Raw genomic sequence first — 16222 nt, forward strand, 5'->3', positions numbered from 1 at the left:
AGGCTGGAGGCCGACCACAACACCCGCACCCGCCACTACACCGCCCATGGCGCCGCACCGCAGCAACCCGGCCCCGACGACAACCCCTTCGGCTTTGCCGGCGAGCGCCGTGAGCCGCTGACCGGCTGGTACATCCCCGGTGGCTACCGCCCCTATGACCCGTTGCTGATGATCTTTCTGGCCCCCGACAGCGCAAGCCCGTTCGGCGGCGGCGGGCTCAACCCCTACGCCTACTGCAGCGGCGACCCGGTCAACCGGGTCGACCCGGATGGCCATAGCTGGTTTACCTGGGTCGGGATAGGGCTCGGGGTGCTGGGAACCGCCCTCACCCTGGGTGCCCTTGCTCCGGCTTTTGCCGTAGTAGGTGCAGCCGCAGTGGCCGGCACGCTCACCATGAGCACTTTGGCTGCCGCTGCCGCCACCATAGGCACCACCGCCGCCAGCATCGCTGCGACGGTCACTGGCGCCGCCCTCAGCGTCGTTTCGCTGGGCACCGGCGTGGCGGGTACTACGCTGGAGGCAATGGGTAAGGACCAGAAAACGGCCAGCATACTGGGTTGGGTATCGCTGGGGACCGGGTTGGCTGGCAGTGTGCTGGAAATCGGAGCAGGTTTGACGTCAGGGGCGATGAAAGCGGGGAAAGTTGCCAGGGGTACGTCGATACAGCACTCCCGATGGAAGACGCTCAGCGGGGCCAACTCGTCCCGATCGAGTTCGTTCAGCATGGTCATTGAAGAGACTTTTTATGACTCAAAGGGGGAGGAAGTTTTCGGCTTTTTTAGCCAAGGGCTCGGGACGGACATGGCGATAATTAACACACACGGCAGTAAAAAAGGCGCTCTTCTGAACACTCATGGCAAACGTGTAACCGGGGCAGTTCTTGCACAGGACGATATAGCCCCACGCCTCAATCAACTCCCCAACTATACTAATGACCCCGATAAACCTTTGCTGCTGCTGGCCTGCCACGCGGGATCTTCCGGCGCAGCACAGTCGGTTGCCGATACATTGAGGCGGCCTGTGTACGCATACGCCTACAAAGTGAGAGGCCCTGTGTTTAAGCATACACATATTGCCAAACTTATGGACGATGTACATGAGCTCGTCCCTATTTCCAGGCTTTTTCCCGAAGCCGGCTCAGTTATTCGCCCTGGGGATCCAATACTTTTTATGCCTTCTCCTATCTAGGCTTTGTACGAAAAGTGCCTGCGCGACGATCATGCTGCGTTGAAAACAGGCTGGTGCGCCAGCCCGGTCGGAATGCTCATTTACAAACTGTAAAGTCGAGCGCGACTCCGGTCGAACGCGACCCCGGCCGTTCCTCGCCTGTTTTCGCCTTGCCTGATCGCCGCTCGGCGACTTTTCGTACAAACCCTAATAAGCCACGGAGCACACGACATGAACGCTCCCCCCGCCCCGTTCACGCTCGGCCGTCAGCACTTCGACGGCCTTGGCCGCCAGCTCACCGTCGAGTGCAGCGGGCGCACCACCGAGGCCCACCACATCGCCAACCAGCGGATGGCCTACAACTCCGGGTCCAACCCCACCTTGTCGCCATGCCAATCGAACCGCTCCACCTCATGCCGGCGCTTTCTGAAGCTGTACGGCGTCTCGCCATACTGCTTGCGAAACCACAGGATGAAGTGCGACGCATCGGAAAACCCGCAGGTCAGGGCAATGGTGGTGATGTTCTGGCTGGTGTTCACCAGCAACCGCCGGGCATGGTCCAGGCGCAGCTTGCGCCAGTAGTTGGCCGGCGGCTCCTGGGTGTTGGCGACGAACTCGCGGTGCAACTGGCGCGGGTGGGTGCCCACCGCCTCGGCCACCGCCTTCAAGGTCAGCGACGCATCCAGGTTGGCGCGCATGAAGGCAATCGCCCGCTGCACCCGGTCGTTCTGGTACACGCTGTCGCTGGCCGCCTGCTCTTGCTGCTCCTCGGCGCGCTCGTCCACCAGCAGGTACTCCAGGCCCTTCTGCGCGCGCACCGCGCCGCAATGGCGGCGGATCAGGCTGGCGGCCAGGTCGATGGCGGTGCCGCCCGGGCAGGTGATGATGCCGCGGTCGTCCACGTAGCTCTTGTCGATCACCGCGGTGGACAGCGGGAAGCGCTCCTTGAACTCATCGCGCAAGGTGAAGTGCAACGCGCAGCGCCGGCCGTCGAGCAGCCCGGCCTTACCCAGCACGAACGAGCCTGAGCACAAGGCAATGATCGGGATGTTCGCCGCGTGCAGGTCGCGCAGGGCGTCCAGCAGCCACTCGGGCGGGTTGCGGGTTTGCTCCAGCAAGCCGCCGGCGAGCACGATGTAGTCGTACTGGGCCCACAGGTTCAGGGGCTTGGTGGGTGAAATCGGCATGCCGCAACTGGCGGTGATCGGCTGGTCGTCCAGGGTCATCCAGTCCCACTGGCAATACACCTGCTGGCTGCGGAACGACTTGTCGGCAGCAAAGCGCAGCGAGTCGACCAGGCCTGCCACCGGCACCAAAGTGAACTGGTTCATCAGCACAAAGCCCACGCGCAGCTCGGGTTTGACCGACAGCAGCGGTTGCGGGGCGTGATCGGTTTGTACTTGTTGTTCTGCGAACATGGCCTGTGACCTCTGGATATCCGCGTTTTGCGCCATTTTAAGCAGCGCCCGTCAGCCGGAATATCATAGATCTACCGGTAAATAGAAGCTTGCGGACAAGCGGCTTACCCGTACCATCAATTGTCATGGCTGTAATATCCGCCCCCGCCAGGCGCTGAGCATCATGTGGCCAACAAGACCAACATGCTCAGAGGCACCCTTTATGTACCGCGGATTCTGGTATGCCCAGGCACTCGACCTGGACAGCGACCTGGCCCCTGCCCTGCAGGACTCGATTCAAGCCGACGTGTGCATCGTCGGCGGTGGTTTTCTTGGCCTGTGGTCGGCCATACGCCTGAAACAGGCGCACCCCGAAAAGACCATCGTCATCGTCGAGCGCGACCGCTGCGGCTCTGGCGCCAGCGGGCGCAACGGCGGTATCGCCACCAACTGGTGGGGCAAGTACCTGTCGGTGCGCACCATCTGCGGTGATGTCGAGGCGCGGCGCATCTGCGAGGCGGCCGAGTCGGCCATCGACGAAATCGGCAGCTTCTGCCAGGAGCACGGCATCGACGCCCAGTACCGCAAGGACGGCTGGCTGTGGACCGCCACCAACCAGCGCCAGATGAACTCGTGGAAGGTGCTCACCGACGGCCTGCAGAAACTCGACGTCAACCCGTTCCAGGAGCTGGACCGCCAGACCATTCGCGGGCGCGTTGGCTCGCCGCTGGTGCTGGGCGGCATCTTCGACCCCAACGCCGCCACCGTGCAGCCGGCCATGCTCGCCCGTGGCCTGCGCCGGGTGGCACTCAAACTGGGTGTGCAGATTTTCGAAAAATCCCCGTTCACCCACCTGGTGCGCGGCAAAAACCCGGTGGTGCACACCGCCAAGGGCCATGTGAAAGCCAACCACGTGGTGCTGGCGCTGAACGCCTGGGGCGCGCAGTTCCCCGAGCTGCGCCGGATGATCGCCATCATGTCCAGCGACATGGTTGCCACCGCGCCGGTCAAGGCCAAGCTCGATGCCATCGGCTTCAGCCGCGGCGAGTGCATGACCGACTCGCGCACCGTGCTCAACTACTGGCGTAACACCCCGGACGGCCGGGTGATCTTCGGCAAGCCGCTGGGCCAGTTCGCCTACGCCGGGCGCATCGGCAACCTCTACGAAAAACCCTCGCCGGCCGCTGACAAGGTGGCTGCCGAACTGCGCCGCCTGTACCCACAGCTCGAAGACGTACCGGTGGTCAGCAGCTGGACCGGCCCGATCGACCGGGCCATGAAAGGCCTGCCCAACTTCGGCTACCTCGACCACCACCAGACCGTCAGCTACGGCATCGGCTTCTCGGGCAACGGCGTGGCCACCACGGTGTTCGCCAGCCGCATCATCAAGTCGCTGGCCACCCACGCCAACGACGAGTGGGCCAACTGCGGCCTGGTCAACCAGCAGATGAAGCTGCTGCCGCCAGAACCCTTCCGCTTCTTCGGCGCGCACATGGTGCGCGACGCCCTGGTGCGCAAGGAATCGCTGGAAGACCACGACCAGGACGCAGGTTTCATCACCCGCCAACTGGTCGGCATGGCCCCGGCCGGCTACGTGCCGGCGCAGAAGAAATAAGGACCCGAGCATGAGCGAACATATCGTCCTCCTCGACGACGAGGGTCTGGCGCCCTCGACCCGTCTCAAGCGCCCGGACTGCGCCCACACCTGGCAGCAGTTCGCCTACACCCACCCCGACCAGGTGCTGGAGCACCTCAAGGACGCCACGGTGGCGCTGACCTGCAGCGTGCCGCTGCGCGAAGAGCACCTGCGCCAGTTGCCCAAGCTGAAGATGATCTCGCTGGCCCTGACCGGCCGCGACATTGTCGACGTCGACTACTGCGAGGCCCACGGCATCGAGGTGTCCAGCGTGCCGGGTTATGCCGCCAACACCGTGGCCGAACACAGCCTGGCGATGATCCTCGAACTGTTCCGCCGCCCCGGCGCCTTCACCCGGTTGATGCGTCAGGTGCACGCCGGTGACAAGCCGCACCAGAACATCTACTTCAACCACCGCATCCGCGATGTGCGCGACAAGCAGCTGGCAATCCTCGGCAGCGGCCCGATCGCCCTGCGCCTGGCCCACCTGGCCCGTGCCTTTGGCATGCAGGTGCTGTTCGAGGACCGTGGCGGCAAGCGCCGTGGCCCGGACTGCCGGCCGTTGGCCGAACTGCTGAAAAGCTGCGATGTGCTGTCGATCAACTGCCCGCTGACGCCGGAAACCTACAACCTGATCGACGCCCCGCAACTGGCGTTGATGAAGCCCGACGCGGTGGTGGTCAACACCGGCCGTGGCGGCGTGGTCAACGAGGCGGCGCTGATCGACGCGTTGCTGCACGGGCGCCTGGGCGGCGTGGCCCTGGACGTGGTCGAAGTCGAGCCACTGCACCCCAGCAACCCACTGTTCCAGCTGATCGAGCGCGATGACTTTTTGCTCAACCCGCACATTGCCTGGAGCAGCGAAGACGCCATGCAGCAGCTGATGGACAGCGCCGTGGACAACATCACCGACTTCTTCGCCCGCCAGGGCACCGAAAAAAGGATTCGCAGCGCATGACCCTCGTTACCAAGAGCAGCTATGTCGACGGCGCCTTCGTCGCCCTGGGCAGCAGCAGCGACATGTTGGAAAACCGCAACCCGTCCAACCCCGGCGAGGTGATCGAGCGCTTCGAGCGCGCAGGCGTCGAGCTGACCGAAAACGCCATCGCCGCCGCCCGCCGCGCACAACCCGCCTGGGCGCGCAGCAACCCGCAGCAGCGCGCCGATGCGCTGGATTTCATCGGCAGCGAGATCCTCGCCCGCCGCGAAGAGTTGGCCGTGCTGCTGGCCCGTGAAGAAGGCAAGATCGTCCGCGAAGCCCTGGGCGAAGTGGACCGCGCCGGGCGCTCGTTCAAGTTCTACGCCCAGGAGGCCCTGCGCGCCGAGGGCGAAAAATACCAGTCGGTGCGTCAGGACGTCGGCATCGATGTGTTCACCCAACCGCTGGGCGTGATCGGCATCATCGCGCCGTGGAACTTCCCCATCGCCATCCCGGCGTGGAAGATCGCCCCGGCACTGTGCTTCGGCAACTGCGTGGTGTTCAAGCCCGCCGAGCTGGTGCCCTCCTCGGCCTGGGCGCTGGCCGAGATCATCTCCCGCGCAGGGCTGCCGGCCGGTGTGTTCAACATGCTGGTAGGCCCGGGCCGTAGCGTCGGCGACACGATCATCCGCTCGCCGCAGGTAGACGGCATCAGCTTCACCGGCTCCGAGCACACTGGCCGGCAGATCGCCAAGCTGGCCGCCGAAGGCATGAAGAAAGTGCAGCTGGAAATGGGCGGCAAAAACCCGCTGGTGGTGCTGGACGATGCCGACCTGGAGCAGGCCGTGGAAGTGGCCCTGAACGGCTCGTTCTACAGCACCGGCCAGCGCTGCACCGCCAGCTCCCGGGTGATCGTCACCGAGGGCATTCACGACGCCTTCGTCGCGCGCCTGGCCGAACGCACCCGCGCACTGAAGGTGGGTGATGCGCAGCAGGCCGGCACCGATATCGGCCCGGTGGTCGATGGCCGCCAGCTGGAGCAGAACCTTGCCTACGTGGCCAGCGGCCGCGAGCAAGGGGCCAAGCTTGTGTGTGGTGGCGAGGCCGTGGAAAACGCTGCGGGTGCGTACTTCTTCACCCCGGCGCTGTTCACCGAAGTGACGCCTGACATGCGCATCTACCGCGAGGAGATTTTCGGCCCGGTGCTGAGCGTGCTCAAGGTGCGTGATTACGACGAGGCGTTTGCGGCGGCCGAAGACACTGCGTTCGGTTTGTCGGCCGGTATCGTCACCACCTCGCTGCGCCATGCCGAGCACTTCAAGCGCAACAGCTCGGCGGGGATGGTGATGGTCAACCTGCCGACCGCCGGGGTGGACTACCACGTGCCGTTCGGCGGCAACGGCGCTTCGAGCCTGGGTTCGCGCGAGCAAGGCACCCATGCGCGGCAGTTCTTTACCCGGGTGAAGACCACCTACCAGTTGGCCTGAGCCAGTAATGGGGCCGCTTTGCGCCCCTTCGCGGGTAAACCCGCTCCCACAGGTATTGCACTGCGCTCAAGGCATATGCAGTACCTGTAGGAGCGGGTTTACCCGCGAAGGGGCGCGAAGCGGCCCCGGTAACCAGATGAATTACTGAGGTAGATAGCAACATGGCCAAGGCCGCCGATGTCGTAGTGCAATGCCTGGAAAACGAACGCGTCGAGTATGTGTTCGGCATCCCCGGCGAAGAAAACCTCGACCTGCTCGAGTCCCTGCGCAAGTCGAAGATCAAGCTGGTGCTGACCCGCCACGAGCAATCCGCAGGCTTCATGGCCGCCACCTACGGCCGCCTCACCGGCAAGACCGGGGTCAGCCTGTCAACCCTGGGCCCCGGTGCCACCAACCTGGTCACCGCCAGCGCCTACGCGTACCTGGGCGGCATGCCGATGCTGATGATCACCGGGCAAAAGCCGATCAAGAAGTCCAAGCAGGGCCGCTTCCAGATCATCGATGTGTGCGGCATGATGGCCCCGATCACCAAGTACACCCACCAATTCGCCTCGGCCGACAACATCCCGGCGCGCATGCGCGAAGCCTTCCGCCTGGCCGAAGAAGAAAAGCCCGGCGCCGTGCACCTTGAGCTGCCGGAAGACATCGCCGCCGAGCAGACCGACAGCCTGCCGATCCCGCCCAGCCTGCACCGCCGCCCGCTGGCCGAGCACAAGGCCATCGAGGCCGCCGTCGAGAAGCTGAAGAACGCCCGCAGCCCGATTCTGGTGATCGGCGCCGGCGCCAACCGCAAGATGACCGCCAAGGTCCTCAAGCAACTGATCGACAAAACCGGCATCCCGTTCATCACCACGCAAATGGGCAAGGGTGTGGTGGACGAGCGCCACCCACGCTTCCTGGGCAACGCCGCACTGTCGTCGGGTGACTTCGTGCACCGCGCCATCGAGGCCGCCGACCTGATCATCAACATCGGCCACGACGTGATCGAAAAGCCGCCGTTCTTCATGGTGCGTGGCGGTACCGAAGTGATCCACGTGAGCTTCCGCTCGGCCGAAGTCGATGCCGTGTACTTCCCCCAGGTGGAAGTGATCGGCGATATCGCCAACGCCGTATGGCAGATCGGCGAAGCGCTGAACGATACCGCGCACTGGGACTTCACCCGCCTGCTGGAAATCCGCGAAGCCAACGAAGCGCAAACCATCGAGGGCGCCGACGACGACCGCTTCCCGGTGTACCCGCAACGGCTGGTGGCCGATATCCGCCGGGTGCTGCCGTCGGAGGGCATCGTGGCGTTGGACAACGGCATCTACAAGATCTGGTTCGCCCGCAACTACAAGGCCCACAAGCCCAACACCGTGCTGCTGGACAACGCCCTGGCGACCATGGGTGCCGGGCTGCCGTCGGCCATGGCCGCGCACCTGGTGCACCCGGACCGCCCGGTGATTTCGGTGTGCGGCGACGGCGGTTTCATGATGAACAGCCAGGAGCTGGAAACCGCAGTGCGCTTGGGGATGCACGTCACCGTGGTGATTCTGCGTGACGACGGCTACGGCATGATCCGCTGGAAGCAGGCCAACATGGGCTTCACTGACTTCGGCCTGGATTATGGCAACCCGGACTTCGTCAAATACGCCGAGTCTTATGGCGCCAATGGCTATCGCGTGGAAAGCGCCGAAGCTTTGCTGCCGCTGCTGGACCACTGCATTTCCAACCCGGGCGTGCATGTGATCGATTGCCCGGTGGACTACAGCGAGAACGACCAGATTCTGAACAACGAACTGCGCGCCCGGGCGTTGGCGGTGTAACGCTCCCGCATTGGCCTGCGCTGTACCTGTAGGAGATTACCCAGCCCTGCGGGCTGCACTGTCGCGCAGATGCACCGCGCTCCTGTGGGAAGCGGCCTTGTGTCGCGATAGGGCTGCGCAGCAGCCCCGGCAATTTTGCATGAGGCCGAGGCCTTGGGGCCGCTTTGCGCCCCATCGCGACACAAGGCCGCTTCCCACAGGGAACGTTATACGGCCAACGTGGGAGCGGGCTTGCCCCGCGATACACTCACCGCCATCTGGCATACTCCGCCGATCCCCCTGCCCCCTCGGTACAACAATGACAACAGCAGACGGCACCCACAAACACAAAGGCTACCGGCGCATCATCCCGTCGATGACCGCCCTGCTGCAGTTCGAGGCCGTGGCCCGGCTCAACAGCTTCACCCTGGCGGCAAAAGAGCTGGGCGTGACCCAGGCTGCGGTGAGCAAGCAGATCAAGGTACTGGAAGAAAACATCGGCGCCTTGTTGTTTCACCGTTCGCACCGCAACATACAACTTACCGAAAGCGGCGAGTTGCTGTTTTCGATCATTTCCGACTCGTTGCAACGGGTCGCCAGCGCCTTCGATCAAATTGCCCAGGGCTGTGGCCGGCATGAAATAGTGCTGGGCTCCACTGCGCCGTTTTCACAACTTCGCATCATGCCCCGGCTTAACGCGCTGAATGACAACTTGCCGAATATACAACTGCGCCTGGCCACGCAAATGTTCATGGGCGATTTGCGTACCCGCGAATATGACCTGGATATTCGCTATGGCGATGGCAAGTGGGAGGACGGCACCTCGATCCTGTTGTTCGAGGAAGAGGTGTTTCCGGTGTGCTCGCCGGCCTGGTTGGCGCGCAACCCGGCCCCGGTAACCCTTGAAGAACTGGCCGTGGCCGGGCTGCTCGACGCCGCCTCCACCTCCGAGGGCTGGTACACCTGGCCCACCTGGTTCAAGGGCCTGGGGCATACCCCCAGCACCCTGCGCACCAGCCTGCGCTGCAGCCTTTACACCGACTCGGTCAACGCCGCATTGCAGGGCTACGGCATCTCCCTGGGCTGGGGGCGGCTGGTCGAGCACCTGCTCGACAGCGGCGAGTTGGTGCGCCTGGAACCCTTCGTGGTCAGGCCCCGGGAGGCCTACTACGTGATCGTGCCCCATGGCCGGCGCGTCGACCAGCAGACCTGGGCCATCGTCCAGTGGCTGCAGGGCAAGGTCGCCACCCCCTCGCCACTTGAATAACTTGAAGTAATGCGAAGCGGAAAATTAACCGCATTGACGCTCCCTCAGGCCACTTTGATAATCAAGCCCATATAAAGCCTTGCTTATCCAATAATAAAAGTGCCTGAGGTTTCACATGATCATCGCCTCCCTCAAATCCCATCGGGATCTTATCGCCGCGCGTCAACCGGGCGTGGGTATGGCCGGCGAACTGTACAGTCGCCAGGATATCTTCGACACCGACCTGGATATCTTTTTCTATAAACACTGGATTCAAGTTGCGGTCACCGCCGATGTGGAAGAGCCCGGTGATGTATTCACCGTGGACATCGCCAAGGCCTCGGTGCTGATCGTGCGCGACGACGACGAACAGGTGCGTGCCTACCGCAACGTCTGCCGCCACCGCGGCGCCCGCCTCAAGGCGCCCGGCAAGTCCACCGTCGGCATGCTGGTGTGCCCTTACCACCAGTGGACCTACGACCTGGACGGCAGCCTCAAGCACGTCAAGAACATGGGCAAGGACTTCGACCCCAAGTGCCGCAGCCTGATCCCGGTGCACTGCAAAGTGATCGGCGCGCACATTCTGATTTGCCTGAGCGACAACCCGCCCGAAGACATCGCCGACCTGGAAGAGGTAATGGGCCCACGCTTCGCCCCGTTCGACCTGACCAACACCAAGATTGCCTATGAGCTGGACTACGTCGAGCAAGGCAACTGGAAGCTGGTGATGGAGAACAACCGCGAGTGCTACCACTGCGAAGGCACCCACCCCGAGCTGATCGTCTCGTACCAGTCCGAAGACCTCGGCGTGAGCTTTGACGAGATGACCGACGAGGCCCGCGCCTCCTACGACGCCTACCAGATCCGCAAGGCCGGCATCGAAGCCGACTGGGAGCGTTCGGGCCTGCTGTGGCAGACCGTGGAGCACCTGGCCGACGACGCGCCGACCCAGTTCCGCACCCAGCGCATGATCATCGCCGGCAGCGGCGAGTCGCAAACCCTCGACACCAAGGTGGCCTGCACCAAGCTGCTGGGCAACATCACCCGCAAGGATTTGGGCGACACCCACCTGTGGGGCAACAACGCGTGGTGCCACGTGATGAGCGACCACGCCATGATCAGCTGGATCATCCCGCTGTCGCCCGAGCAAACCCTGGTGCGCACCAAGTGGCTGGTGCACAAGGACGCCGTCGAAGGCGTGGACTACGACCTGCAAAAACTCACCGAAGTGTGGGTGGCAACCACCCAGCAGGACGCCGCGCTGGTAGCCATCACCCACAGCGGCACCCAGGACCCGGCCTTCGTGCCCGGCGCCTACTCGGTGTTCACCGAGCCCTACGTCGACCAGTTTGCGCGTTGGTACGCCTCGCGCCTGGCCGCCCACGGAGTGTGATGCCATGACCCAGTACCAGAACATCGCCGCCCTGCGTGCCGACCAACGCTTCGCCGACACCGACCACTGGGCCGCCTTCGGCGCCCAGTGGGGCAGCGGCGAAGGCAAGCGCATCGAATGCCTGAGCGTGGTGGCCGAAACCCACGACGTGAAGACCTTTACCTTCCACTGCCCGGACTACCAGGCACTGGCCTACGAGCCCGGCCAGTTCCTCACCGTGTCGCCGCTGATCGACGGGCAGAGCGTGTCGCGCTGCTACACCCTGTCGTCCACCCCGACCCGGCCGTTCACTTTCTCGATCACGGTCAAGCGGGTGCCGGGGGGCGTGGTGTCCAACTGGCTGCACGACAACCTGCATGCCGGCGCCGCGCTGGCCGCCTCGGGCCCGGCGGGCATCTTCACCCCGGTGGCGGGCCCGTCGCACAAGCTTTTGTACCTGTCGGCCGGCTCCGGGGTGACCCCGCTGATGGCCATGACCCGGGCCGCCGCCGACCTGCATGCCGACCTGGATATCGTCTTCGTGCACAGCGCGCGCACGCCCAAGGACATCATCTTCCGCGATGAACTGGCACGCCTTGAAAAGAGCATGCCGCGCCTGCGCACGCTGTTCTTCTGCGAGAACTCAGGCGACGAACCGGACTGGGCCGGCCCGCTGGGGCGCCTGTCGCTGGAGGAGCTGCAACGGCAGATCCCCGACTTCAAGGAGCGCGAAGTGTTCACCTGCGGCCCCAAGGGCTACATGGACGCGACCAAGGCCCTGCTCGGCAATGGCGGCTTCGACCTGAAGCACTACCACCAGGAGAGCTTCGACATCGGCGCCGAGCCGGAACCGGCCCCGGCGCCTGCAGCAGGCCAGGCCCAGGACAGCTTCACCGTGGTGCTGGCGCGCTCGGGCAAGACCTTCACCATGCGCGCCGACCAGACCGTGCTGGCCGCGGCCAAGCAGGCCGGCGCGGTGGTGCCCTCCTCCTGCAGCCAGGGGGTGTGCGGTACCTGCAAGAGCGCGGTGCTGGAGGGCAGCGTCGAGATGCAGCACAACGGCGGCATCCGCCAGCGTGAAATCGACAAGGGCCTGCGCCTGCTGTGCTGCAGCCGGCCTACTTCCGACCTGGTCATCGACCTCTGACACGGCGCCTGCGGGCGCCTTTTGCCGTTCATTCGTGGCCGTATCCCCGGTGGATACCAACGCCTGACCCGCGCTGGCCACGCCGTGACCTGTTGTGCTGGCTGTACCGGCCCCATCGCCGGCAAGCCGGCTCCTACATCCGCTTTCCCTGTAGGAGCCGGCTTGCCGGCGATAGGGCCATGACAGGCCCCCAACACCCCGGCCCTATTACCCCTTGCCACCCACAATCAGCGACGAAGCCAAGCGCAGCCCCTGTGCCCCGCGACTTGCAACAATAAAAAGGAAATAGCCGATGCGTGCAAACCATGGCCTGTTCAAAGGCCTCAACCCCACGGTGACCGTATGGTCACTGCTTATCGTCATGGCCTTCGTGGCCCTGTGCGCCACCCAGGGCGAACAGGCCGCCGGGGTGTTCAAAAGTGCCTCCGATGCCATCCTCGACAACCTCAAGTGGTTCTACATTGCGCTGGTCAGCGGCGTGCTGGTGTTGCTGGTGGTGGTCGCCTTCAGCCGCTACGGCACCCTGCGCCTGGGCCGCCCGGACGAGCGCCCGGAGTTCAGCTTCCCGGCCTGGATCGCCATGCTGTTCAGCGCCGGCATGGGCGTGGGGCTGATTTTCTGGTCGGTGGCGGAGCCAGTGCTGCACTACGCCAGCAACCCCTTCACCCCAGGCTTATCCGACGCCTCGGCGGCCATGGCCATGCGCCTGACCCTGTTCCACTGGGGCCTGCACCCCTGGGCGATCTTCACCGTGATCGGCCTGGGCCTGGCCTACTTCGCCTACCGTGAAGGCCTGCCGCTGGCGCTGCGCTCGGTGCTCTACCCGCTGATTGGCCAGCGCATCTACGGGCCCATCGGCCACACCGTGGACATCATCGGTGCGGCAGTCACCGCCTTTGGCGTGTCGCAATCGCTGGGCATGGGCGTGGAGCAGATCAACGCCGGGCTCAAGGACGTGTTCGGCGTGCCGGTGAGCCTGTCGTTCAAGCTGGGCATCATCGCCGTGGTCACGGTGATTGCCTCGATTTCGCTGGTGGCGGGCCTTTCCAAGGGCATGAAGCGCCTGTGCACGGTGAACATGTGGATCTCCATCGGCCTGATGCTGGTGGTGCTGGCCCTGGGCCCGACCAACTACCTGCTCAACCTGCTGCTGGAGTCGGCCGGTGACTACGTGCAGAACATCGTCGGCCTGAGTTTCTGGACCGACAGCCAGGCCAACAGCGGCTGGCAGAACAGCTGGACCGCCTTCTACTGGCCCTGGTGGATGACCTGGGGGCCGTTCGTGGGCCTGTTCATCGCGCGGATTTCCCGCGGGCGGACCATCCGCGAGCTGGTGTTCGGCGCGTTGCTGGTGCCGACCCTGGTGACCATGATCTGGATGGCGGTGTTCGGCGGCTCGGCGCTCAAGGACGAACAACAGGCACGCCAGGCCCATGCCGCGTTGCCGGTGGCCGAGCAGAGCGTGGCCGGCGACTTTACCGGTGGCCCGATCCTGCAGGCCACCCGCCACGACACCACCACGGCGATGTTCACCCTGCTCGAGCGCCTGGACGGCCCCACCGTGGGCGCCATCCTCAGCGTGATCGTGTGCCTGCTGCTGGCGGTGCACTTCGTCACCGCCGCCGACGCCGGCACCCAGGTGCTGTGCATGCTCAACTCGCTGGGCAGCATCGACCCGCCGAACTGGCTGCGGGTGATGTGGTGCGTGCTGGAGGGCGCCATCGCCGCCAGCCTGATCATTGCCGGCGGGCTGGTGGCGATACAGATGGCCAGTATCGTGGTGGGGCTGCCGATTGCCCTGTACATGCTGGTGACCGGCTACAGCCTGTGCCGCAGCTTGCGCGCCCATGAAGGGTCGGTGACGCTGGGCACCCCTGCCCCGGAAGCTGTGCGCGTGGTGGCCGGGACCGTCGTCGAAACCCACTGACGCCCACCGCGGGGCACGTGGGAGCGGGCTTGCCCCGCGATGCTGCCGACACAAGAACCGGGGCCGCCTGCGCAGCCCCGGTTTTTTTGTGTCGCCGATTCGGGCCCTATCGCCGGCAAGCCGGCTCCTACAGGTGCAGCGCTACGTCTGGACTCACGCGATCCTGTGGGAGCGGGCTTGCCCGCGAAGCAGGCGACGCGGTGGATGGCACCGGCTACGCCGGTGATCGCCGGCAAGCCGGCTCTCATAGAACAACACATAACTCACTGACTTAGCAGGGACCTGTGGGAGCGGGTTTACCCGCGAACACCGGCGAAGCCGGTGCCAAGCTCCGCGTCGCTTGCTTCGCGGGTGAACCCGCTCCCACAGGGTACGCGGCGCGCTTGCGAATTCTGTTCTCTGCGCGACAGCGCAGCTCCAAGGGCTGAGTGATCTCCTACAGGGCTGTGCGCTCGCACATGGCAAAAAATGGCTGTGCCAAGATGAATAAATAGTTATAAGATAACGTTTCATTTGACACCCATTCCTGCCTGCGACCCATTCCCGATGACAAGCGCCTCAGCCACCCCCACCCTGCTCACCCAGCGCCTGCAGAGCATCGATGCCCTGCGCGGCCTGGTGATCCTGTTCATGCTGCTCGACCACGTGCGCGAGACCTTCTTCCTGCACCGCCAGGTCAGCGACCCGATGAACGTCGATGTCACCGACCCCAGCCTGTTCGCCAGCCGCACCCTGGCCCACCTGTGCGCGCCGGTGTTCGTGCTGCTGACGGGCCTGTCGGCCTACCTGTACGGCGAGAAGTACCAGGGCCGCGCCGATGTGTCGGCATTCTTGTTCAAGCGCGGGCTGTTTCTGGTGGTGCTGGAGTTCACCCTGGTGAACTTCGCCTGGACCTTCCAGCTGCCGCCGAGCGTGATCTACATGCAGGTGATCTGGGCCATCGGCGTGAGCATGATCGCCCTGTCGCTGCTGGTGTACCTGCCGCGTGCGGCGCTGGTCGCCCTGGGCGTGGTGCTGGTGGCCGGGCACAACCTGCTGGACGGCCTGCACTTCGGCCCGGAGTCGGCGATGCACGTGCCGTGGGCGATTTTGCATGACCGTGGCTGGCTGGAAGTGTCCGACAGCCTGCGCCTGCGCACCTCCTACCCGGTGCTGCCGTGGATTGGTGTGATTGCGCTGGGCTATGCCCTGGGGCCGTGGTTCGGTCGCAGCAGCAATGCCGGTGTGCGCCAAAAGCACCTGCTGCTGGCCGGCGGCGCCGCGCTGCTGGGCTTCGTGGTACTGCGCCTGCTCAACGGCTACGGCGAAGCGCCATGGCACAGCTACCCGGCATTCACCCAGACCCTGATGAGCTTCTTCAACATCACCAAGTACCCGCCGTCGCTGCTGTTCCTGAGCCTGACCCTGGGCTGCGGCCTGTTGCTGCTGCGCGGCTTCGAGCGCGCAGGCGCGGCCCGCTGGATCGGCGTGCTGGCGGTGTTCGGCGCCGCGCCGATGTTCTTCTACCTGCTGCACCTGTATGTGCTGAAAGTGCTGTACGTGGTTTGCGTGGCGCTGTTCGGGCTGAACCATGGCGAGTACTTCGGCTTTGACGGCATCGGCGCGGTGTGGCTGGGCTCGGTGCTGCTGGCGGCGGCGCTGTACCTGCCGGTGCGCTGGTTTGCCCGGTTGAAGGCGCGCCGGCGTGATATTGCCTGGCTGAAATACCTTTGACGGCCGATCGCGGGGCAAGCCCGCTCCCACAAGCCTGCACACGGGGCTTGGCGTGGGAGCGGGCTTGCCCCGCGACAAGGCTGCAAAGGTCAAAACCATTTCCACCGGCCGGTCGATGGACTACCATGCCCGCCGCCGGTTTCCACCAGGAATTAATAGGGAATCCCCAGGCCGCCCAGCGCGTGCCAAAGGGAACTGCCCCCGCAACTGTAGGTGCCGAGCCCGCGCCATCGATGCCACTGGATCATGTATCCGGGAAGGCTGGCGCCGGGCCAGGACGCACCAGTCAGGAGACCTGCCGGCACACATTTACCAACCGGCGGGGTGTCCGGGATGGCCATCTCCACCCCTTGCGGGTGCTGCCCCTCGCCTGGTGCGTCGGGCCCGGCGATGCCTGTCCGTGCGTTCATTCCGTGCACCGTAGATA

Annotated in this window: 11 protein-coding genes and 1 riboswitch; of the genes, 10 read left to right on the plus strand and 1 reads right to left on the minus strand. The window is 64.6% G+C overall.

The window, feature by feature from the left end; translation table 11 throughout:
• Positions 1-1188 (plus strand): RHS repeat-associated core domain-containing protein (locus ACI2KK_RS24475; RefSeq protein WP_404670964.1); only part of this gene is annotated, 1188 nt, incomplete at its 5' end.
• Positions 1189-1523: 335 nt separating this feature from the next.
• On the opposite strand, the gene ACI2KK_RS24480 is transcribed toward ACI2KK_RS24475, so the two are convergent.
• The gene (locus tag ACI2KK_RS24480; protein ID WP_404670965.1) at positions 1524-2585 is read right to left on the minus strand and encodes a GlxA family transcriptional regulator; all 1062 of its coding nucleotides are present in this window, start codon (positions 2583-2585) and stop codon (positions 1524-1526) included.
• 202 nt (positions 2586-2787) lie between these two features.
• On the opposite strand from ACI2KK_RS24480, the gene ACI2KK_RS24485 reads away from it, so the two are divergent.
• The 9 genes from ACI2KK_RS24485 to ACI2KK_RS24525 all read left to right on the plus strand — a co-directional run bounded on the left by ACI2KK_RS24485 (position 2788) and on the right by ACI2KK_RS24525 (position 15795).
• The gene (locus tag ACI2KK_RS24485; protein WP_369986868.1) at positions 2788-4179 is read left to right on the plus strand and encodes an NAD(P)/FAD-dependent oxidoreductase; all 1392 of its coding nucleotides are present in this window, start codon (positions 2788-2790) and stop codon (positions 4177-4179) included.
• 10 nt (positions 4180-4189) lie between these two features.
• Positions 4190-5158, plus strand: coding sequence for an NAD(P)-dependent oxidoreductase (locus ACI2KK_RS24490; RefSeq protein ID WP_404670966.1), 969 nt, complete (start codon positions 4190-4192; stop codon positions 5156-5158).
• A complete protein-coding gene (locus tag ACI2KK_RS24495; protein WP_404670967.1) occupies positions 5155-6606 on the plus strand; it encodes an aldehyde dehydrogenase family protein in 1452 nt (483 codons plus the stop codon). Before ACI2KK_RS24490 ends, ACI2KK_RS24495 begins: the two co-directional genes overlap by 4 nt.
• Before the next feature lie 161 nt (positions 6607-6767).
• Positions 6768-8411 carry an acetolactate synthase large subunit gene (locus tag ACI2KK_RS24500; protein ID WP_404670968.1) on the plus strand — a complete coding sequence of 548 codons (1644 nt, stop codon included), beginning with the start codon at positions 6768-6770 and terminating at the stop codon, positions 8409-8411.
• A gap of 298 nt (positions 8412-8709) precedes the next feature.
• Positions 8710-9657, plus strand: coding sequence for a LysR substrate-binding domain-containing protein (locus tag ACI2KK_RS24505; RefSeq protein ID WP_404670969.1), 948 nt, complete (start codon positions 8710-8712; stop codon positions 9655-9657).
• A 115-nt stretch (positions 9658-9772) separates the two neighbouring features.
• Complete coding sequence (locus tag ACI2KK_RS24510) at positions 9773-11029, plus strand: SRPBCC family protein (protein ID WP_404670970.1); 1257 nt, start codon at positions 9773-9775, stop codon at positions 11027-11029.
• Between the two features lie 4 nt (positions 11030-11033).
• Positions 11034-12155, plus strand: a complete 1122-nt coding sequence (locus tag ACI2KK_RS24515; RefSeq protein ID WP_404670971.1) for an FAD-binding oxidoreductase — start codon at positions 11034-11036, stop codon at positions 12153-12155.
• A gap of 292 nt (positions 12156-12447) precedes the next feature.
• A complete protein-coding gene (locus ACI2KK_RS24520; RefSeq protein WP_404670972.1) occupies positions 12448-14082 on the plus strand; it encodes a BCCT family transporter in 1635 nt (544 codons plus the stop codon).
• 546 nt (positions 14083-14628) lie between these two features.
• A complete protein-coding gene (locus ACI2KK_RS24525) occupies positions 14629-15795 on the plus strand; it encodes a DUF1624 domain-containing protein (RefSeq protein ID WP_404670973.1) in 1167 nt (388 codons plus the stop codon).
• 119 nt (positions 15796-15914) lie between these two features.
• A riboswitch (cobalamin riboswitch) is annotated at positions 15915-16113 on the plus strand.
• The last annotated feature ends 109 nt before the right edge of the window (positions 16114-16222 follow it).

This window comes from Pseudomonas sp. NPDC089406, assembly GCF_044900265.1.
Lineage (GTDB): Bacteria > Pseudomonadota > Gammaproteobacteria > Pseudomonadales > Pseudomonadaceae > Aquipseudomonas > Aquipseudomonas fakonensis.